General features: G+C 74.7%; 17 protein-coding genes and 1 pseudogene. 8 read left to right on the forward strand and 10 right to left on the reverse strand.

The window, feature by feature from the left end; all coding sequences use genetic code 11:
- Complete coding sequence (locus LG395_RS00370) at nt 1-879, forward strand: NAD(P)-dependent oxidoreductase (protein ID WP_225807992.1); 879 nt, start codon at nt 1-3, stop codon at nt 877-879.
- Between the two features lie 31 nt (nt 880-910).
- Here LG395_RS00370 and LG395_RS00375 read toward each other — a convergent pair whose 3' ends face one another.
- On the reverse strand, nt 911-1,348 hold the full coding sequence (locus LG395_RS00375) for a PPOX class F420-dependent oxidoreductase (protein ID WP_171150973.1): 438 nt from the start codon (nt 1,346-1,348) through the stop codon (nt 911-913).
- Nucleotides 1,349-1,442: 94 nt separating this feature from the next.
- Here LG395_RS00375 and LG395_RS00380 point away from each other — a divergent pair, with 94 nt between their 5' ends.
- The 3 genes from LG395_RS00380 (at nt 1,443) to LG395_RS00390 (ending at nt 4,827) form a co-directional block, all read left to right on the forward strand.
- On the forward strand, nt 1,443-2,027 hold the full coding sequence (locus LG395_RS00380) for a TetR/AcrR family transcriptional regulator (RefSeq protein WP_171150975.1): 585 nt from the start codon (nt 1,443-1,445) through the stop codon (nt 2,025-2,027).
- Nucleotides 2,024-3,379, forward strand: a complete 1,356-nt coding sequence (locus tag LG395_RS00385) for an MFS transporter (protein ID WP_225807993.1) — start codon at nt 2,024-2,026, stop codon at nt 3,377-3,379. The genes LG395_RS00380 and LG395_RS00385 overlap by 4 nt, the downstream gene beginning before the upstream one ends.
- A 224-nt stretch (nt 3,380-3,603) precedes the next feature.
- Entirely contained in the window at nt 3,604-4,827 is a 1,224-nt protein-coding gene (locus tag LG395_RS00390) for a serine hydrolase domain-containing protein (RefSeq protein WP_225807994.1), read from the forward strand.
- A 12-nt stretch (nt 4,828-4,839) separates the two neighbouring features.
- On the opposite strand, the gene LG395_RS00395 is transcribed toward LG395_RS00390, so the two are convergent.
- The 4 genes from LG395_RS00395 to ribA form a co-directional block, all read right to left on the reverse strand.
- Nucleotides 4,840-5,997, reverse strand: a complete 1,158-nt coding sequence (locus LG395_RS00395) for a saccharopine dehydrogenase family protein (RefSeq protein ID WP_225807995.1) — start codon at nt 5,995-5,997, stop codon at nt 4,840-4,842.
- The gene (locus tag LG395_RS00400; RefSeq protein ID WP_225807996.1) at nt 5,994-7,052 is read right to left on the reverse strand and encodes a saccharopine dehydrogenase; all 1,059 of its coding nucleotides are present in this window, start codon (nt 7,050-7,052) and stop codon (nt 5,994-5,996) included. Before LG395_RS00400 ends, LG395_RS00395 begins: the two co-directional genes overlap by 4 nt.
- Nucleotides 7,049-8,194: an NAD(P)/FAD-dependent oxidoreductase gene (locus tag LG395_RS00405; protein WP_171150982.1), complete on the reverse strand. Its 1,146-nt coding sequence runs from the start codon at nt 8,192-8,194 to the stop codon at nt 7,049-7,051. The genes LG395_RS00400 and LG395_RS00405 overlap by 4 nt, the downstream gene beginning before the upstream one ends.
- 81 nt (nt 8,195-8,275) lie before the next feature.
- On the reverse strand, nt 8,276-8,947 hold the full coding sequence (gene ribA / locus LG395_RS00410; protein WP_171150985.1) for a GTP cyclohydrolase II: 672 nt from the start codon (nt 8,945-8,947) through the stop codon (nt 8,276-8,278).
- A 38-nt stretch (nt 8,948-8,985) separates the two neighbouring features.
- On the opposite strand from ribA, the gene LG395_RS00415 reads away from it, so the two are divergent.
- On the forward strand, nt 8,986-9,759 hold the full coding sequence (locus tag LG395_RS00415) for a creatininase family protein (RefSeq protein ID WP_263981964.1): 774 nt from the start codon (nt 8,986-8,988) through the stop codon (nt 9,757-9,759).
- A gap of 212 nt (nt 9,760-9,971) precedes the next feature.
- Here the strand turns inward: LG395_RS00415 and LG395_RS41080 are convergent.
- The 5 genes and pseudogenes from LG395_RS41080 to LG395_RS00440 all read right to left on the reverse strand — a co-directional run.
- Nucleotides 9,972-11,015, reverse strand: a pseudogene (locus LG395_RS41080) (lysylphosphatidylglycerol synthase transmembrane domain-containing protein); the annotation flags it as partial.
- Nucleotides 11,012-11,917: a methyltransferase domain-containing protein gene (locus tag LG395_RS00425; protein ID WP_225808440.1), complete on the reverse strand. Its 906-nt coding sequence runs from the start codon at nt 11,915-11,917 to the stop codon at nt 11,012-11,014. The pseudogene LG395_RS41080 and the gene LG395_RS00425, both read right to left, overlap by 4 nt.
- 266 nt (nt 11,918-12,183) lie before the next feature.
- Nucleotides 12,184-13,365 carry a glycosyltransferase family 4 protein gene (locus LG395_RS00430; protein WP_225807997.1) on the reverse strand — a complete coding sequence of 394 codons (1,182 nt, stop codon included), beginning with the start codon at nt 13,363-13,365 and terminating at the stop codon, nt 12,184-12,186.
- A complete protein-coding gene (locus LG395_RS00435) occupies nt 13,362-13,760 on the reverse strand; it encodes a 6-pyruvoyl trahydropterin synthase family protein (protein WP_225807998.1) in 399 nt (132 codons plus the stop codon). The genes LG395_RS00430 and LG395_RS00435 overlap by 4 nt, the downstream gene beginning before the upstream one ends.
- A gap of 114 nt (nt 13,761-13,874) precedes the next feature.
- On the reverse strand, nt 13,875-14,858 hold the full coding sequence (locus tag LG395_RS00440; protein ID WP_225807999.1) for a zinc-dependent alcohol dehydrogenase: 984 nt from the start codon (nt 14,856-14,858) through the stop codon (nt 13,875-13,877).
- 107 nt (nt 14,859-14,965) lie between these two features.
- Between LG395_RS00440 and LG395_RS00445 the strand changes: the two genes are divergently transcribed.
- From LG395_RS00445 to LG395_RS00455, 3 genes are all read left to right on the forward strand, one after another.
- Entirely contained in the window at nt 14,966-15,730 is a 765-nt protein-coding gene (locus tag LG395_RS00445; RefSeq protein ID WP_225808000.1) for a CDP-alcohol phosphatidyltransferase family protein, read from the forward strand.
- A 683-nt stretch (nt 15,731-16,413) separates the two neighbouring features.
- Nucleotides 16,414-19,260, forward strand: a complete 2,847-nt coding sequence (locus LG395_RS00450; protein ID WP_225808001.1) for a type 1 periplasmic-binding domain-containing protein — start codon at nt 16,414-16,416, stop codon at nt 19,258-19,260.
- Nucleotides 19,261-19,326: 66 nt separating this feature from the next.
- Complete coding sequence (locus tag LG395_RS00455) at nt 19,327-19,929, forward strand: HD domain-containing protein (RefSeq protein WP_225808002.1); 603 nt, start codon at nt 19,327-19,329, stop codon at nt 19,927-19,929.
- Nucleotides 19,930-20,007 lie beyond the last annotated feature (78 nt).

Below are 20,007 nucleotides of genomic sequence, written 5' to 3' on the forward strand. Positions count from 1 at the left end.
ATGCACGTCGGATTCATCGGTCTCGGAGTGATGGGGCGGCCCATGGCCCTGCGCCTGGCGTCGGCCGGCACACCCCTGCTGGTCTGGAACCGGACCCCCGAGCGGGCGGAGCCGCTGCGCGCGGCCGGCGCCGAGGTCGCCGCGGACGCCGGGGAGGTGTTCGCGCGGGCCGAGGTGGTGCTGCTGATGCTCGCCGACGAGGCGGCGACGGACGGGGTGCTCGGCCGGGGCACGCCCGAACTGGCCGCGCGGGTGGCGGACCGGACCGTCGTCCACATGGGCACGACCTCGTCGGAGTACTCCCACGCCCTGGAGACCGAGATCCGCGCCGCCGGCGGGCGGTACGTCGAGGCACCCGTCTCCGGGTCCCGGGTGCCGGCGGAGCAGGGGCAACTGGTGGCCATGCTCGCCGGGGAGGAGGCCGCCGTGGCGGCCGTACGGCCACTGCTGGCACCGGTGTACCGGGAGGCGTTCGCGTGCGGTGCGGTGCCGGGTGCGCTGCTGATGAAGCTGGCGGTGAACATCTTCCTGATCACCCAGGTGACCGGGCTGACCGAGGCGTTCCACTTCGCCGAGCGGCAGGGCCTGGACCGCCGGCTGTTCCTGGACGTCCTGGACGCGGGCCCGATGGCCAGCGCGGTGTCCCGGATGAAGGCGCCCAAGCTGCGTGAGCGGGACTTCGCGGTGCAGGCGGCGGCGCTGGACGTGCTCAAGAACAACCGGCTGATCGCCGAGGCCGCCCGCAAGGCCCGTATCGCCTCGCCGCTCCTCGACGTCTGCCACACCCTGTTCGAGGAGACGGTGGCACAGGGGCACGGCGGCGAGGACATGGTCGCCGTCCTGCGGGCGATCGAGACACGGACCGCCGAGGAGCCGTGAGCGGGCGGGCGGCCTCGGGACCGCCGCGGGGTCAGCCCTTCGGGATGCCGTACGCCCGCTCGACGCGCAGCCGTACCACCAGCCGGCGGTCGCGGACCATCGCGGCCCGGTAGTCGTCCCAGTCCGGGTGCTCGCCGAGGACGTCCCGGTAGAGCCGGATCAGTTCCTCGACGGTCTCGTCGTGCGGGTCGGCGGCGACCGGCGTCAGCTCGGCCGTGCCCTCGGCGACGGTGTACGCCCAGCGGTCGTCGCTGGTGACGTGGTACGAGGCGCGCGGGTCCCGGCGGAGGTTGCGGGTCTTGGCGCGGCCGTCGGTGACCGAGATCCGGATGATCCGCTCGTCGGGGTAGTAGGCGTGGCTGACGTTGGACAGCTGGGGGCGGCCGTCGCGCCTGAGGGTGACCAGTACGCCGGCGTGTCCCGCGGAGAGGAGGCCGAGCAGCGCGTCCTGCGAGGAGTCCTGGGTCATGCCCGGGTCAACCCACGGCGGTTCCCCGTGCATTCCCTCCCCGCCACCGACGGCGTAGTAGACAGTGTCTACGCGCCCCTGGTAGACACTGCCCATGACCGATGCCGACGCGGGCCTGCGGGCCCGGCTGGTGGACGTGGGCGTGGAACTGCTGGCCGCCGAGGGCCCGCAGGCGCTGACCCTGCGGGAGATCGCCCGGCGCGCGGGCGTGTCCCACGGGGCGCCGCGCCGCCACTTCCCCACCCACCTGGAACTGCTCTCCGCCATCGCCCGGCGGGGCTTCACCGAGCTGGGCGCACGGGCGCACGGGGCGCTGGAACAGGAGCCCGCGGGGCCACGCGCCCGAGTGGCGGCGCTGGCGCGGACGTACCTGGAGTTCGCGCTGGAGCGCCCCGGCATGTACGAGCTGATGTTCCGTCACGACCTGCTGGAGAGCGGCCATCTGGGCCTGCGGGACACGAGCCTTCCGCTGTTCACCCTGCTGGCGCGGCTGATCGGTGAGGCGGACCCGGATGCCGACGCCCGTCGGGTGGCGGGCGCCCTGTGGGCGAACCTGCACGGAACGGCCCAGCTGTGGCGCTGGCGCAGCCTGCAACTCGCGCTGGGCGAGGAGGACATCGGCCCGCTGCTCGACACCGTCCTCGCCGCGCACCTGGGTGCTGCCGGGAACGGCCGGTGAACCGGCACTGGACACTGGCGAGCAGTGTGGCGGGTGCGGTGGTCGTGGCGCTGGACGGCACGGTCCTCACCGTCGCCCAGCCCAGTCTGCAACGGGAACTGGACGCGTCGTTCACCGAGGTGCAGTGGACCAGCACCGCGTATCTCGTCGCGGTGGCGAGCCTGCTGGTGTTCGCGGGGCGGCTCGGTGACCGCTACGGGCAGCGGCGGGTGTTCGGGCTCGGCGTGCTGGGCTTCGGCGCCGCCTCGGCCGGCATCGGCCTCGCGCCCGGGGTGGGGTGGGTGATCGGACTGCGGGCGGTGCAAGGCGTGTTCGGGGCCCTGCTCCAACCGGCCACGCTGGGCATGCTGCGGGCCGCCTGGCCACCGGACCGGCTCGCGTCGCCGCTGGCCGTGCGGACCGCCGCGATCGGGCTGGCGGCGGCAGCGGGACCGCTGGTGGGCGGGGCGCTCGTGACCGGCCTGGGCTGGCGGGCGGTGTTCTTCGTCAACGTGCCGCCCGCGCTCGCCTTCGGGCTGCCCGCCCTGCTCCGCCCGGAGCGGCGCCCGGCACCCGCCCGCACCCCGCTGGACCTGCCAGGGGCCGCCCTGCTCGCCGTGACCCTGGCCGGCCTGGTGTACGCGGTCACCGCCCGACCGGTCTCCGGCGTGGGCCTCGCCCTGTCCGCGGTGACCGCCGCCGCCCTCGTCCGGCACGAGCGGCGTACGGCGAGCCCGCTGCTGCCGCCCGAGGTGATCGGCTCCCGTGCGGTCGGGGCGGCGCTCGGCATCCTGACCGCCGTCTCCGCGTCCCTGTTCGGCACGCTGTTCGTCGCCACGTACGTCCTCCAGCGCCGTCTCGGCCTCGCACCGTTCGACAGCGCCCTGCGCAGCCTGCCGCTGGCCGTGCTCATGGTGGCCTCGGCCTCGCTGTGCCCGGCCCTGCTGCGCCGGTGCGGGGCGCGGGCGACGACGGCGGGGGCGACGGCGGTGCTCACGCTCGGCGTCCTCGTGCTGTCCGGGGCCGGCGGCACGCCCGCGCTCGGGTGCGGGTTCGCGCTGCTGGGCGCCGGGTTCGGCACGGTCATGGTGGCGGCCACGCAGGTGATCGTGCGGCGGGCGGAGGTGACGGTGGCCGGGGTCGCGGGCGGGTTGCAGCAGACCGTGCTGAACGTGGGCCCCGCCGTGGGCGTGGCCGGTGCGACCGCCCTGCTGGGCACGGGCACCGGCCCGGCCCTGCTCGCCCTGGCGGCCCTGGCCGCCCTCGCCGTCCCGGCGGCCCTCGCGCTGCCCGCCCGCGCCCGCCCCACCCCGCCGGCAGCGAACACGCCCCCGCGCACACCGGCCCCGGCCGGCGCTCCCCCGCCCCCCTGACAAGGACCGCCGCGAGAGGCGGGCCCGGCACCCCGTCCGCAGCGCCGACCGGCCCACGGGCAGCGCCCCGGCCGGCGCTCCCCGCCCCGGGTCCGGCGTCGAATCGATCACACAGACCCCGGACGGGCCCGTCCCGACCAGCGGTCCTGCGCGACGATGAGAGGTGGGTGCGGGCCCGCGCGGGAGTCGGGACGCACCGGGGACGACGCGACCGGAGGAGAGCGATGGGACTGCTGCGACAGGACGTGGAGCCGGCCGAGGCGGGGCTGGACGCCGAGGCGCTGGACCGCCTGGACCGGCACTTCGCCGAACACGTCGACGCCGGACGCCTGCCCGGCTGTCTGGTGGCCGTGGCCCGCGGCGGCCGGGTCGCGCATCTGACCACGTACGGTCTGCGGGACGTGGCCGCCGGGCTGCCGGTCGAGCCGGACACGCTGTGGCGGATCTACTCGATGACCAAGCCGGTCACCGCGGTCGCGGTGCTGCTGCTGGTGCAGGACGGCCGGCTGTCCCTGGACGACCCGCTGGAACGCCATCTGCCCGCCTTCGCCGACCCCCGTGTGTACGTCGAGGGTTCGGGCGCCGGCGTGCGCACCCGCCCGGCCGCCGGTCCGATCCTGATCCGGCATCTGCTCACCCACACCGCGGGTCTCACCTTCGGCTTCTACCACCGCCACCCGGTGGACGCGCTCTACCGCGAGGCGGGCCTGGAGTACTCGGTGCCGCCGGGCAAGGACCTCGCGGAGACCGTCGAGGTCTACGCGCGCATGCCGTTGCAGGCCGACCCGGGCACCCAGTGGAACTACTCGGTCGCCTCCAACGTGCTGGGCCGGGTCGTCGAGGTGGTCTCGGGGCAGCCGCTGGACGCGTTCTTCGCCGAGCGGATCCTCGGCCCGCTCGGCATGACCGACACCGGCTTCCACATCACGCCCGGACAGGCGGACCGGCTGGCCGAGCTGTACGGCGAGACGGACGAGGGCGGGATCGAACCGGTGCCGGGCCTGCCGGTGCGCGGCCGGCCGCGGTTCCTGTCCGGCAGCGGCGGCCTGGTCTCCTCCGCGTACGACTTCCACCGGTTCATGGAGATGCTGCGCCGCGGCGGCGAGCTGGACGGCGTACGGCTGCTGGCCCCGGAGACGCTCGCCCCGATGACCCGCAACCAGTTGCCGGCCGGGGCCACCATCCGCTCCTTCGGCGCTCCGGTCCACCGGGAACCGGCCATGGACGGCCTCGGCTTCGGCTTCAACGTCTCCGTCGTCACCGACCCGGCCCGCACGCTGGCCCCGTCCCACCCGGGCACGTACGGCTGGACCGGCGTGGCCACCACCGCGTTCTGGGTCGACCCGGCCCACGACCTCACCGTGCAGTTCATGAGCCAGGTGCGCCCGAAGAGGCTGAAGGTCTTCCCCGAGCTGCGGCGGCTGGTGCACGAGGCGGTGAGGAACTGACCCGGCGGCCGGCTACTGGCCCAGGGTCAAGGTGAACTCCAGTCCGTCGTCGGCGAGTTCGGCCAGCCACCGGTCCGCGCGCTGGGCGGACCCCGCAGCCCGGTGCAGTCCGGCCCGCAGGCTGCCGTCCAGGATGTGCCAGACGCCGAGGGCGAGCGGGCGGGAGACGCAGCGGGCCATCGCCGACTCCTCGGCGTCACCGGTCAGGTCGAGCAGGTAGGCGCCGGTCCAGGGCCGGCCCCCGCCCGTTTCGACCGTCAGGGCGACGGAGAGCACCACCCGGTCGCGGTCGGCGTCCGTGGTCGGGTGGGCGGCCGCCAGCCGCCGTGCCAGCGCGGCGATCCGCTCGTCGTCGCCCGCCGTCAGCTCCGCGAAGACCGGCTCCCACGCCTTCAGCCAGCCGTCCAGCCGGAGGGTGCCCCGGACGAAGGTGCGCGGGGTCCAGGCGGCGGGCAGCCCGTACTGGGCGACGAAGGGGATGCTGTCGCGGTTGGGGTAGGCCTCGAAGGTCTCGCCGTCCAGGACGAGCGGCCGGGTCGCCTCCCAGGGCCGGTTGGCCGTGGTCTCGGCGCCGTCCTCCAGGTACCGGGCGGGCGAGCGCAGCGCGCCCAGCACGCCGAGCGGCGCCCAGCTGAAGCGGTAGCGGAAGTCGTTCGGCACGGCCGGGACGCCGCCGCAGTACGAGGTGAGCCGGTAGGCGGCCGGGGTGTGCTCGCCGACGCGCGCCCGGGCCCGGCCGATGAGGCTGTGCGCGAAGAGGTGGTCGATGCCCGGGTCGAGGCCGGTCTCGGTGAGCACGACCAGGCCCGCCGTCCGCGCCGCCTGCGCGTGCGCCAGCAGCTCCGGTGAGACGTAGCTGGAGCAGGCGAAGTGCGCCCCGGCCCGCACACAGACGGCCAGCAGCCCGGCGTGCTCCGGCGCCGGCAGCATCGACACCACGACGTCGCCGGGCTCCAGCGCGGCGCCGAGGGCGGCCGGGGCGGTGAGGGCGCGGGGCTCGGCCCGTCCCCTCAGGCCGAGGCCGGCCAGCGCCTCGGCCGCGCGGTCCTCGGTGCGGTGCCACAGCAGCACCCGGCCGGCCGTACGGCACAGGGCGGCGAGCCCGCTGCCGGTGGACAGCCCTGCGCCGATCCAGTGGACGGTTCCGCTCGCCGGGACACGGTCGGTCATGGGTGCGACTCCCCTTGGTGGACGCCGAGTTCGCGGCAGGCCTGGTGGAACCGTTCGAGACTGCGGCCCCAGGCACCGCCGGGGCCGAAGGCGAGCAGGTGCGGCAGCAGGGCCGCCGAGAAGTCGACGCTGGACTCCCGGGGCAGCAGCGACGGCAGGTTGTCGATGGCGATCAGGTCCAGCGGCGGCTCCGCGCGCAGGCGGCGCACGGGCTCGGCCCAGTCGGTCGTACGGTCGTAGATCGGCAGGACGTTGAACGGGCCGCCGACGTCACAGGTGACGTCGCACAGGGTGCGCAGCCGGCGGGCCGGGGAGTCCAGGTCCTCCTCGCGCAGGAACGGCGGGACCGGGCCGGTGGCGAGGACCGCGTTCACCATCACGTCGTGCCCGAGCAGGGCCCGCCGGTCCAGGTCGCGGGTCTCCGCGAGGTCCCAGCGGGTCGCCTCGACACCCGCCGTGCCGAAGGCCGCCGACGCGCCGCGCCCGCTGCGCCCGAGGGCGCCGATCACCAGCGCCGTGAACTCCGTGTCCCCTGCCGCCGGGCGCAGTACGGCGTCCAGCTCGTCCTTCGTCGTGGGGGTGAGCGGTGCCGCCAGCCGGCCGCGGTGCCGCAGCACGGCGAGCGCGGCGCCCAGATATCCCGCCCAGTAGCCGAAGGCGGCGAGCCGGCGGCCCTCGTCGTCCACCAGGTACTCCAGGTCGAGCAGCGCCCCGCCGCCGGCCGCGAACCGGCGCAGCAGCCCGGCCGCGCCCGGCTGCTGTTTGTAGGCGTGCCCGAAGAAGATGTGCCGGTGGACCAACTCGGCCGGTTCGTCGGGGAGTTCCTTGAGGCCGAGGATCACGGCGTCGCGGGGTGCCGTCACCCAGGAGCCCGCCGGGGCACGGCGGCAGCCGGCCGCCTCGTACTCCTCGATCGGGAAGATCCGCTGCGGGGACTCCTCGACGGTCAGTGCGATCCCGCTGTCGACCAGGCGGCGGGCGTCGGCGGGGACGACAGGCGTGCGCCGTTCGGTCGTACGGGGCTCGTGGCGCAGCCACAAATGCAGCTCGGTCATACCAGGTTGGCCTCCGGGCGCGGGGCGTCGGCCGCGAACCGGCCGGCGCTCAGCGGGCTGATGTCCAGGAAGGGTACGCGGCCGAGGTACAGGTCCCGGATCACCTCGCCGACGGCCGGGCCCTGGAGGAAGCCGTGCCCGGAGAAGCCGGTCGCGTACAGGAACCGGGACACGTGCGGCGCCTCGCCGATCAGGGCGTTGTGGTCGGGGGTGTTCTCGTACAGGCCCGCCCAGCCGCCCGTGCGGGGCAGATCGAGGAGGGCGGGGGCACGCCGCCGCATCGCCTCGGCGAGTCGCGGGATCCACCGGTCGTGGGTGTCGGTGGCGAATCCGGGCCGCTCGTCGGGGTCGGACATCCCGAGCAGCAGGCCGGGGCCCTCGCGGTGGAAGTACAGGCTGGTGGTGAAGTCGATGGTCATGGGCAGCGTGGGCGGCAGGCCCGGCACCGGTCCGGTGACGGCGATCTGCCGGCGCAGCGGCCGTACCGGCAGTTCCACGCCCACCATGGCGCCGACCGCGCGAGACCAGGCACCGGCCGCGCAGATCACCGTGCCGGCCGCGATCCGGCCGAGGGTCGTGGCGACCGCGGTGATGGTGTCGCCGCGCACCTCGATGCCGGTGACCTCGGTGTGGCGCAGGATGCGGGCGCCGTGGGCGCGGGCGGCGGCCGCGTAGCCGTGGACGACCGCCTCGGGGGTGCAGTGGCCGTCGTCCGGGGAGTACGCCGCGGCCAGCAGGCCGTCGGTGCGGATCAGCGGGGAGAGGCGGCGGGCCTCCTCGGGGGTGAGCAGGCGGCTGGGCACCCCGAGGGAGTTCTGCAGCCGCACCCCCGCCTCGAAGGAGGCCACCTGCCCGGGCGTCGTGAGCAGGAACAGGTAGCCGGTCCGGTGCAGCCCGATGTCCTGTCCGACCTCCTGCTCGAACCGGCCGAACGCCTCCAGGCTGCGCGCCCCCAGCCGGATGTTCAGCTCGTCGGAGAACTGCGCCCGCACTCCGCCCGCGGCCTTCGAGGTGGAGCCGGCGGCGAGCTCGTCCCGTTCGACGAGGACGACGTCGCGGACTCCGGCGCGCGCCAGGTGCCAGGCGATGCTCGTGCCCATCACCCCGCCGCCGACGATGACCACCTCGGCCCGAAGGTCCACGCCGCCGCCTCCTCCACCGCGCCGCACGCCCGTCGTCTGATCCTTTCCGGAACGCGGCCCGCCGAACCGGCGACCGGGCGCTCAGGAGCCGTGGGCGACGGCGTCCAGGTGGGGCAGGTGGTGGTCCATCCGCTCCCGCTTGGTCCGCAGGTACGTGATGTTGCTCTCGCACGGCTCGATCAGCAGCGGCACCTGCTCGGCGACCTGGACGCCGTGCCGGACCAGCGCCTCCCGCTTGCGCGGGTTGTTGGACATCAGCCGTACCGAGCGGACCCCGAGGTCGCGCAGGATCTCGGCGGCCACGCCGTAGTCGCGGGCGTCGACCGGCAGGCCCAGCGCGAGATTCGCCTCCACCGTGTCCAGGCCCTCCGCCTGGAGCGCCATCGCGCGCAGCTTGGCGAGCAGACCGATGCCGCGGCCCTCGTGCCCCCTCAAGTAGACGACGATGCCGCTGCCTTCGGCGGCCACCGCGCGCAGGGCGGCCTCCAGCTGGTCCCCGCACTCGCAGTGCCGGGAGCCGAACGCGTCCCCGGTCAGGCATTCCGAGTGCAGCCGGGTCAGCACGTTCTCGGTGCCGATCTCGCCGTACACCAGGGCCACCTGTTCGTCACCGCGGTCGTGGTCCAGGTAACCGACCGCCTGGAAATTCCCGTACACGGTGGGCAGCGGTGCATTCACGACACGTTCCGCGCCGGAACGCCGCGGGGACTTCTTGCCCAGTACGCCGATGTTGACGCCGGTGTTTTCTGTCATGATCTGATTCCTCAACAGAGACGAAAGGCCGTGAAAAGATGAGTGGTTCGGGCGCGCGGACGGCGTACGGGGCGGTGGGCGGCGTGCTGCCGGCGGACACCACCGAGGACGTACGGACCCGGGGGGCGGGCGTGTCAGCACAGGTCGCCGTCCTTCCCGTCGGGAGCTTCGAACAGCACGGTCCGTTCCTTCCGCTGGCGACCGACACGCTGGTCGCCTGCGCCGTGGCACGGGAGATCGCCGCCGCGTACCCGGTGCACCTCCTCCCTCCGGTGACGGTCTCCTGCTCGCACGAGCACGCGGCCTGGCCGGGGACCGTCAGCATCTCCGCCGTGACCCTCCACGCGGTGGTCTCGGACATCGCGGCGTCGCTGCGCCGTTCGGGCGTCGACGCACTGGTCGTCGTCAACGGGCACGGCGGCAACTACGTGCTGGGCAACGTCGTCCAGGAGGCCTCCGCGCGCGGTGAGCGGATGGCGCTGTTCCCGGCCGCCGAGGACTGGGAGACGGCGCGGGAACGGGCCGGGGTGGTCACCTCGCTGCTCACCGACATGCACGCGGGAGAAATCGAGACCTCGATTCTGCTGCACGCTCACCCCGAATTCGTCCGACCTGGTCACGAGTCCGCCGATTTCGTCGCCGACGATCGTCGTCATCTGCTCACCGTGGGAATGTCCGCCTATACCGAATCGGGTGTCATCGGCCGTCCTTCCCTGGGTTCGGCGGAAAAGGGGAAGGAACTGCTGGCGAGCCTGGCGGAATCCTTCGACTCGTATGTCAGGCTGCTCAGCCCGGCGCCGGACCGGGACTGACCCCGGCCGGCGGCCGCCTGCCGACCGGGACCCGTGGGGGCGGCCCCGGTCGGCGGGCGGTCGTCGGGGGCGGCGGTGGCGGACGGTGCGGGGGCCGGCGCGGCCGGCCCGGTGCGCAGGGTCTCGTACCAGCGCAGGAGGAGGACCACGGCGCCGGGCAGGCTCGCCACGAAGCTCAGTACGCCGTAGACGACGGCGACGGCGACACCGGTGTCCGCGCCCAGCGCCGCCGCGCCGAACGCCCACGCGGTGACGCCCTCGCGGGGGCCGAAGCCGCCGACGTTCAGCGGCAGCCCCATGGCCAGCAGCGCCAGCACCGCGAGCGGCAGCAGCACCGCGACCGGAGCGGCCGAGCCGGCCACCCGGGCCGCCACGACGAACATGACCAGGTGCCCGGCCAGGACCACGGCGGAGGACAGCGCCACACCCGGCCCGCTGCGCCGGGACGCCAGTCCCCGGCGGGCCTCGCCGAGGGCCCGGCGCAGCGCGCCGTGCCGGCGGGCCGGCGGGCGGTTCATCCGTACGGCGAGGACGACGGCCAGCGCGCCGGCCGCGGCCGCCACCGCGAGCGGGGCGAAGGCACGGACCTCGGCGCGCACCGGCGACGGCAGGGTCAGCAGCACCGCCGCGCCCGCCACGGCCAGCGCGATCTGTCCGGCGACCCGCTCCAGTACGACCGCCTTCACCCCGCGCCGTACGTCGCCCGCGCTCTGCCCGTGCCGCACCGCCCGGTGCACATCGCCCAGGATCCCGCCGGGCAGTGCCGCGTTCAGGAAGAGCGCCCGGTAGTAGTCGGCCACGGCCGGTCCCAGCGGCAGCCGCAGCCGCAGGCCCCGGGCCACCAGTTGCCAACGCCACGCGCTGCACACGGTGGTGACCCCGCCGATGACCAGGGCAGCCAGCACCGACACGGTGTCGATCCGCCGCAGCCCGTCCAGCAGGGCACCGGTGCCGAGCCGCCACAGGAGCGCGCCGAGGATGCCGGCCCCGACGAGGGTGCCGACGTGGGTACGGAGGGCTCGGGGGTCACGGCGCCGGGGGGTGGGGGGTGCTTGCGGGGGCGTCGCGTCCGCGCGGAGCGCCTGCGCCACGCGCGTGTGCGCGGGAGCCGGGCCGGGTACCGCGCACGCCGGTTCCGCCGGTGCCGTACGCGCGCGCGTACCGGTGTCCTCGCGTGCCGTCGCCGTACGCGCGTCCGCGGCGGTGACCTCGCCCGCCGGCACCCTGGTGCCCGCGGCCGTCGTCCGCCCGTTCACGTCGCCGCGCCCCTCGGCCGGGGCAGGGCCAGCAGGTCGGTGTGGTGGACGGTGACCCGCAGCGTGCCGGCCGCGCAGGCGGCGAGCCGGGCGTTCAGGTACGCCTCGGCCCGGTCGCCCAGTTCCGGCCGCTGTTCGACGGCGGCGCCCACCCAGCCGCGCAGCCACTGCTCGGTCAGCGCGGCCTCCGCGGCACCGAGCCGCCACGGGCTCGCGTGCACGCGGACCGTCGCCCCGCGCTCGGCGAACGCCTCGCAGGCGAAGGTGACCGCGTCCGGGCCGAGCAGCCCGGCGCGCCGCTGATGGGCGTTGAACGCCTCGGTGATCTCGGCGTCCAGGGGGTCCTGGGGGGTCAGTTCGACGCGTCCCGCGACGGAGAGGGTGAGCAGCGCCGGGCAGCCTGCGCCCGTGCCGGCGTCCGCCAGGGCCTCGATCTCCTCCCGGGTGAGCACGTCCAGCAACGCGGACGCGGTCACCAGCGAGGCCCCGGCCAGCGCGTCCGGGGTGAGCCGGGCGACGTCACCGCGCCGGGTCTCGACCGTGACGCGGCTGCCGTCGGCGGCGGCGCGCGGGGAGGCGACGGCGGCGAAGTGCAGCAGGTAGGGGTCGCGGTCGTGCAGGATCCAGTGCTGGGCGCCGTCGAGCCGGGGTGCGAGCCAGCGGCCCATCGAGCCGGTGCCGCAGCCCAGGTCGTGCACGACCAGTCCGCCGGAGCGGCCCGGCAGGTTGGCCAGCCGGATCCGCAGCGGGTCGAGCAGTTCCTGCGCGCGGGCCGCCGCGTCGGCGCCTTCGCGCAGCCTGAGCCACTCGGGCGCGTACCGCGCCGGCTCCTCCGGGTCGCCGTCCCGCAGCCGTACGGTGGCCTGCTCGCCCGGGCCGGCCACGGGTCCGGCTCCGGCGATGACCGGACCGGCGGCGCCGGGCGCCCCCTGACCGGCAGGGTCCCCGGCGCGCTCCCGCGCGTCCCCCCGCGTGCCCACGGTCTCCACGCCCGGTACCTCCTCGCTCCGCGCACGCGCGGCTCCCCGTACGAACTGCCCGGCCCGGGGCCCGGGCTGAGCCGGGATCAGGCCGTCCGCACCCGGTCGGACGGCCACTTCTCCGTCACCCGGCCCACTGGTCTCCGCCCGGACCTGCACCCGCTCCTCGCCCGCGTCCCGGTGCCCGCTCACGCCGTCCTCCGCGGTGCTTCCGGGAGACGGCCGAGGACCGCCGCCAGGCTGCGGGCGGTGGCGGCCCAGCCGTCGAGGGCGGCACGGCGGCCGCGGGCCGCGGCCTTGAGGCGGCGGCGCACGTCGGGTTCGCCGAACCAGCCGCGCAGTTCGGCGGCGAGCGCGGCGGGGTCCTCCGGCGGGACGAGGATGCCGGGCACCCCGCCGTCCGGTGCGCGGCCGACCGCCTCGGGCAGTCCGCCGACGTCGGTGGCGAGGACGGGGATGCCCCGGGCGAGGGCCTCGGTGACCGCCATGCCGTAGGTCTCGGCGTAGGAGGTGAGGACCATCAGGTCGGCGGCGGCGTAGGAGGCGTCCAGGTCGGCGCCGGAGCGGGGGCCGGTGAGGCGCAGGCGGTCGGTGAGACCGTACCCGTCGATCAGCTCCCGCAGGCGGGCCACGTACGCGGGGTCGTGGCCGAGGCCGCCGACGCACTCGCAGGTCCACGGCAGGTCCCGCACCGCCGCGAGCGCCTCCACCAGGCGGTGCTGGCCCTTGCGCGGGGTCACGGCGGCCACGCACAGCAGCCGGGAGACGCCGTCGGTGCCGGGGGCGAGGGGCGCGATGTCGGCGCCGGGCGCGGCCACGTGCGCCCGGTCGGGGGCGAGTCCGTGGTGGGAGACGAGCCGGCGGACCGCCCAGTCGCTGGTGGCGATGACCGCGGGGACCGCCCGCAGCACCGTCCGCTCGCGCGCGTCCAGGCCGGCGGCGACGTCCGGGTCCAGGCCGGTCTCGTCACCGAGGGGGAGGTGGACGAGGACCGCGAGGCGCAGGCGCCGCGCCTCGGGGACGACGGTCTCCGGGACCCCGCAGGCGACCAGGCCGTCCAGGAGGACGACGGAGTCGTCCGGGAGGCTCCGGAGCGTACGGGCGAGCGCTTCGCGGGCGGCGGTGTCCGGGCGCGGCCAGGTGCCGGGCACGGCGTGCCGGGTGACCTGCCAGCCGAAGCCGGGCAGGTCCAGGCAGACCCGGCGGTCGTAGGCGTTGCCGCCGCTGGGCGCGGCCGGGTCGTCGACGCCGCCCGGCATCACGAAGTGCACACTGCGCAGGGACATGGGGATGATTCCGGCGTTCGGGGCGGCGGTGGGCTGCGCGGGCACGTACGTGAGGCGGGCCCGCTCCACGGTCAGGTCGGTCACAGGCCACGCTCGTAACTCGCCCAGGCGATGTGCGACTCGTGGAGCGTGACGGTGATCCCGGCGAGGCCCTTGGCGCCCTGGCCGAGCGCGCCCTTCGCGATCCGCTCGGCGAGCCGGTCGGCGATGACCCTGGCCAGGAACTCGGTGGAGGTGTTGACGCCGGCGAACTCGGGTTCGTCGTCCAGGTTGCGGTAGTTCAGCTCCGCGGTGATGGCGCGCAGTTCCCGCGTGGCCAGGCCGATGTCGACCACGATGTCGTCCTCGTCCAGCTGCTCGCGGCGGAACGTCGCGTCCACGAGGAACGTGGCGCCGTGCAGGCGCTGCGCGGGTCCGAAGACCTCGCCGTGGAAGCTGTGGGCGATCATGATGTGATCGCGGACGGTGATGCTGAACAACGGACGACCCTCCAGGTGCGGCGCGTCTGGTCCCCCGCCTTGCCCGCCGGGGGATGCCGTGTAGTACGGCTCCCCGCCGTCCCCTGTTCAGCCGTCGCTCACTCTTTTCTCAGGTCAGGCCGTCCCCGTGTACGTGACCCGGTGGCACAGGGCGGGGATCTCACCGGACACCAGCTTGGGCATCACGTCCGGGAGTTCCTCGAAGGCGCTCTCCCCGGTGATGAGCGCGTCCAGCGCCGGGTCGGCGAGCAGGTCGAGGGCGAGCGCCATCCGGTCGGCGTAGGTGCGGCCGGAGCGGGCGGCCGGGGAGACGGTGCCGACCTGGCTGCCGCGCACGGTGAGCCGGCGGGAGTGGAAGGCCTCGCCGAGCGGCAGGCTCACGCGCCGGTCGCCGTACCAGCTCAGTTCCACGACCGTGCCCTCGGGGGCGAGGAGCTGCAGGGCCCGGGTGAGGCCGGCCTCGGTGGCGCTGGCGTGGACGACGAGGTCGCAGTCGCCGAGGGCGTCGGCCGGTGCGGCGAAGTCGACACCGAGTGCCTCGGCGGTCTTGGCGCGGGCCGGGTCGGCGTCGACCAGTTGGAGGCGGACGCCCGGGAAGCGGGCGAGCAGCGCGGCGACCGAGCAGCCGACCATGCCGCCGCCGACGACCGCGATCCGGTCGCCGAGCAGCGGGGTGGCGTCCCACACGGCGTTGACGGCGGTCTCGACGGTCCCGGCGAGCACGGCCCGTCCGGCGGGCACCCGCTCGGGCACCACGGTGACGGCGCTCACCGGAACGACGTAACGGCTCTGGTGCGGGTAGAGGCAGAAGACGGTACGGCCGGTCAGCGCGGCCGGTCCCTCCTCGACCACGCCGACGCTGAGGTAGCCGTACTTCACCGGTGCCGGGAAGTCGCCCTCCTGGAACGGCGCCCGCATCACGGTGTGCTGGCTCTCCGGCACGCCGCCCCGGAAGACGAGGGTCTCCGTGCCCCGGCTGACCCCGGAGTACAGCGCCCGTACCAGGACCTCGTCCTCGCCGGGCTCCGCGAGGGTGACGTCGCGCAGCTCTCCGTGGCCGGGCGAGCGGAGCCAGAACGCGCGGGCCGAACGGTTCATCGGCATCCTCCTGAACGATCGGGAAGTTGTTCACGTACCGAGTTGTGCACAGGCCGCGCACAGTACGCGGCGTTGATCGACTCTGTCACTCGGCCGGAGGATGTGCGGTGGCCCTGAACAACACGTACGACGCGAGGCTCCAGCAGGAGACCGCTCTGGGAGCCGGGGCGCAGATCCTGCTGCTGGCCCTGCTCGGCCCGGCGATCGGCATGGGGCCGGTGGGCTGGCTGACGGGGCTCGCCTTCGCGATCGCCACCTGGGCGGTCCTCTCCCGCGCCGTGCACCGCTCCCGGCTGCGCTCCTTCGGCCCCGCGAACCGGGTCACGCTGGGCCGGGCCACCCTGGTAGGCGGGGTGACCGCGCTCGTCGCGGACTCCTTCGAGAGCGCGCCGCCGGTGACGCTGCTGGTCGCGCTGACCGCCGTGGCCCTGCTGCTGGACGGCGTGGACGGCAAGGTCGCCCGCCGCACCGGCACCTGCTCCGCGCTCGGGGCGCGCTTCGACATGGAGGTGGACGCGTTCCTCATCCTGGTGCTGAGCGTGTACGTGTCGACGCAGCTCGGCCCGTGGGTGCTGCTGATCGGCGGCATGCGGTACGCGTTCGTCGCCGCGGCCCGGCTCGCGCCCTGGCTGACGGCCCCGCTGCCGCCGTCGTTCGCCCGCAAGACCGTGGCCGCGATCCAGGGCGTCTGCCTGCTGGTCGCGGGCGCGCAGCTGCTGCCGGCCGCGGCCAGCCTCGCCGTCGTCCTGCTCGCCCTCGGTTCGCTGGTGTGGTCCTTCGGACGGGACGTGCTGTGGCTGTGGCGCACCTCGCGGACCCCGCGTCCGGCACCGACGCGGCCGGCACGGGAACTCGTCCCGTCCGGCCGCTGACCGGCGGTACCGCCGAGGGCCTCTCCCCTCGTCGAGGAGGTACGGCCCCCGGTCTTCCGTCAGGAGCGGTCTTCACTCGCCGGGTACCGACCCAGCCGGGCCGCTGACGGCGCCCGGCACCCGCGCAGGCCGACGACACCGGCCGGGGCCAACGGTCTCCCCCGATCCCACGGCTCCCCCGGACAGGCGCCCGCACCAGCGTCCATGGGGCAGCGGCTCCTGACCCCCGTAAGAAAGCGCACCCCTCCCCGGCGGAAGAGGCCCCCGGGCTTGCGCCAGGAACGGTCGTCACCTGCCCGGAACCGCCCCCACCGGGCCCCCGACGGCGCCCGACACCCCCGCAGGCCCACATCGGCCGGAACCACCGCTCTCCCCGGATCCCCCCGACCCCCGACCGCTCACCCCGATGTGCTCCGGGCACGCCCCCGCTCAGGCATGCGCCCGGCACCAGCGTCCATGGGGCAGCGGCTTCCGACCCCCCGCAAGAAGAGCGCACCCCTCCCCCGCTGAAGAGGCACAGCCCCCCGCCACCGCCCGCGCAGCATTCCGCCGGGAACGAATTGTCACTGCCGGGCGATATCCTCAAGAGCGCTTGTGACACATGTGTCTTCAGACCACGGGGGGTGTCCATGCAAGGCCGTGATCACGGCTTCCCACAGGACTGCCCGGGTGATCACCCGGGCATGTCGACCGAGGCCGGAATCGACGTCCAGCGACAGCTGGAGTCCCTGATCCAGGACTTCCGCACCGGCGACCGGCCGATGCCGGTCATCGTGCTGCACGCCGAGGACCCCGCGGACGACGACCGCGTGACCGAACTCGTCGACGAGCTGCGCGAGGGACAGCAGCGCCACGGGACGCGCCTGGCCGTCGCCCCGACCGAGCCGCAGCCGGGGGACGTCGACCCCCTGGCCAGGGCCACGCGGCTGCTGTGGGACCTCGGCGACTGGCGGAAGTGGGGCGGCCGGTCCGCCGCCTACCGGCCGTACTCCTTTCCGCGCCTCAACCTCGTCCGCGCCCTCCAGGAGGCCACCGACGCCGCGGAGATGCGCGAGCACTGGCCGGCCGCGCCCGCCGGCACACCGGACGGCAACGCGCAGCGGGAACAGGCCCAGACCCACCTGCTGCGCATCCTGGCCCGGCAGCGCTGGCGGCCCCGCAGGCCCTCGCGCTGGCACCGGCAGTTGCTCCTCAACGACGTGCAGCAGTTCCTGCCCATGGGCATCCTGGGCGCGTTCACCGCGCTGCTCACCCGCCCCGAGTGGTACGTCGCCGCTCTGGCGGGCATCGGGCTGATGATCCTGCTCGCCGGCCTCAACCACGTACCCGGACGCGCACCCCTCTTCCTGTGGCTGCGCAGGGAGAGCCGGTGGTTCCTGACCACGACGTTCCTCCAGTCCGCCGCCCGCCGCCGGTCGACCAGCGTGCGGCTGCTGCGGCCCGTCAACTCCTGGAGGGCGATAGCCGCCCGCGCCTACGACGTGGCCGAGGCGATGCGGGAGGGCGGCCCGTTCCCGCTCCAGCTGTACGTGCTGGCGCTCTTCGAGGACCTGCGGGACAACCACCGGCGCGGCAGCTGGGACCTTCGGGGGCTCAAGCGGACGCGTCCGCCCGTGCTGTTCCTGCGCCGGATCAGCCGGGAGAACGGCGGCGTCGAACTGATCAGGGCGGTCAGCGACGTCCGCAGCCGGCGCAGCGAGCTGGACCCGCTGCTGATCGTGGCGGGCGTGGCGACGGGCGACGCGGCGCTGCTCGACCGCGGTACGGACGCGGAGCCACCGGCCGGCCCGCCGCAGCCCCCGCCCTGGCGCCTGGAGCAGCGGTTGCGGCACTGGTACGACGAGTGGGCGGGGAACCTCCGTGCCGACCAGTCGCCGAGCCGGACCAACGCCCTGCCCTGGGTGCTCAGGGTGCCGCTGCCCCGCGACGAGCTGGTGCAGCTGCGGCAGGCGGACTGGCGGTGCGTGCGGGCCAGACACCGTCCGCCGCTCGCCCGCGTGGTGTGGTCGGCGTACAGCCTCGCTCTCGTCCTCGTCCTCGTCGGCACCGCGGGGATCGTCCACTCCCTCGAACTGCACCGTGCGTACTGCTCGGCGGGCCTGGTGAGCGCCGACCGCGACACCGTACGGCGTCCCGCGCCCGGCGGCGGTACGGAGTGCGTCGGCATAGCCACCGGGGACGTCCGGTTCGGCGCGTACCTCACGGGCGGGGCCGACGGGGACGGCAAGCGGATGCGTGAGCTGGAGGACCTGGTGCGCGCCGAGAACGCCGACGTGCTGCAGCACCACCCCGGCACGTACGTCACCGTCGTGTACGCGGGACCGCTGAGCTCCTCCGCGACGGACTCCTCCCTCGTCAAGGGCGCCGAGGAGCTGGCCGGCGTGTACCTCGCCCAGCGCGTGGTCAACGAGAACTACACGGTGAAACTCCGGGTGCTGCTCGCCAACGCGGGTGTGGACATGGGACAGCAGCGGGTGGCGGCGGACGCGATCGCCCGGTACGCCGACCGGGACCCGACCGTCGTCGGGGTGGTCGGCTTCGGACGCGACCTGCAGAGCAGCACCTACGTCACGCGCCGGCTGCACACGGTGGGACTGCCCATCGTCTCCGGCACCAACTCGGCGACCTACCTGCCGAAGCAGTTCTCCAACTGGTTCAGCCTCGCGGCTCCCGACGAGCACCAGGCGGAGGCGCTCGGCTACGTCGCCCGGCAGCTGCGCACCCGGCAGAAGGACCCGTACGCGCTGGTCCTGGCCCGCGACACCAAGGACTCGCAGGACCGCTACACCGGCGAACAGGCCGCCTACGGCGGGAAGATGCTGCTCAAGGAAGGCTTCCGGATGCTGCCCGAGCAGCGCTACCGGGTGGCGAACGGCAAGCCCGAACTGCGCCAGCGCGCGGAGAGCATCTGCCGGGCGGGGAACGTCCCCTCGGTGATCTACTTCGCCGGACGGGTCGAGGACATCGGTCCGCTGATGACCCAGCTGGGCACCGAACCGGGCTGCGCGGACCGGGAGATCTCCATCCTCACCGGCGACGACCTGAGCAAGGCCAGGTTCTCCGGCACGGGCGGCCGCGACGGCGTGGCCCCGAGGATCACGCTCTACCACGCCGCCCTGGCCGAGCTGAAGGAGGCGGCGTCCGCCACCGCCTTCTACCAGGAAGCCGCCAAGTACCTGCCCTGGCTGGAGGGCAAGACGGTCACGTACGACTCCACCGACTTCGCCAGCGGCCAGACGGCCCTCGCCCACGACGCCACCCGTGCCCTCTACTGGGCGGCCAGCCTCGGCGACGTGCGCCAGAGCCGCGCGGCGACCTGGGTGAACCTCAGGGGCGTGAAGCTCGACGGGATGGCCACCGGGACGATCGACTTCACCGACGCGCCGCTGTACGGCGAACGGCGCGGCCACAGCATCGTCATCAAGCGGGTCCGCAGGACCCCTCAGGGCACCTCGGAGACGAAGGTGCTGTGCAGCAGACCGGCGGGCAGCACCAAGCCGCTGAGCGCGAAGGAGTGCTCGATCGGATGAGCGGAGCCGGCCCGGGCCGGACGGGCCGGGCCCGGGCCGGCCCAGGGTGGTTGTTACGCTCGCCGGATGAGCATTCCGGGACCCGACGAGATCCGTGCGCTGCACGAGAAGTACGCGCCCACCGCCGAGGCGTTCGCCCTCGTCCACGCGCACTGCGAGATCGTCTGGAGCATCGCCGAACAGCTCCTGTCCGCCCCGCGCCTGAGCCACCTCGACGCCGGCCTGGTCCGCGCCGGCTGCCTCCTCCACGACATCGGCGTCTACCGCCTCTACGACGCCGACGGCCGGCTGGACCACAAGCAGTACATCCGGCACGGACTGCTCGGCCACGCGATCCTGGAGCGGGAGGGCTACCCCGAGCCCCTGCGCCGGTTCTGCTCCCACCACACCGGCGTCGGCCTCACCCGGCACGACATCCTCAGCCAGGGCCTCCCGCTGCCCCCCGCCGACTACCTGGCGGAGACGGAGGAGGAACGCCTGGTGATGTACGCGGACAAGTTCCACACCAAGTCCCGCCCGTCGGCGTTCCTCACCGCCACCGAGTACGCCACCCACGTCCGCCGCTTCGGCGAGGACAAGGTCACGGCGTTCCAGGCGCTGCGTGCGGAGTTCGGCGACCCGGACCTCTCGGGGCCGGTGCCGTGCGGCGGTACGTCCGTCGGCGCCTGACCGGGTAGGGCCGTGCCACCGCGCGGTGCCGCTGGAGACCCGGCCGGTACTCGCCAGGAACCGCGACTGCCGGGCCGC

The organism is Streptomyces spinosus, assembly GCF_020400655.1.
GTDB lineage: Bacteria > Actinomycetota > Actinomycetes > Streptomycetales > Streptomycetaceae > Streptomyces > Streptomyces argyrophylli.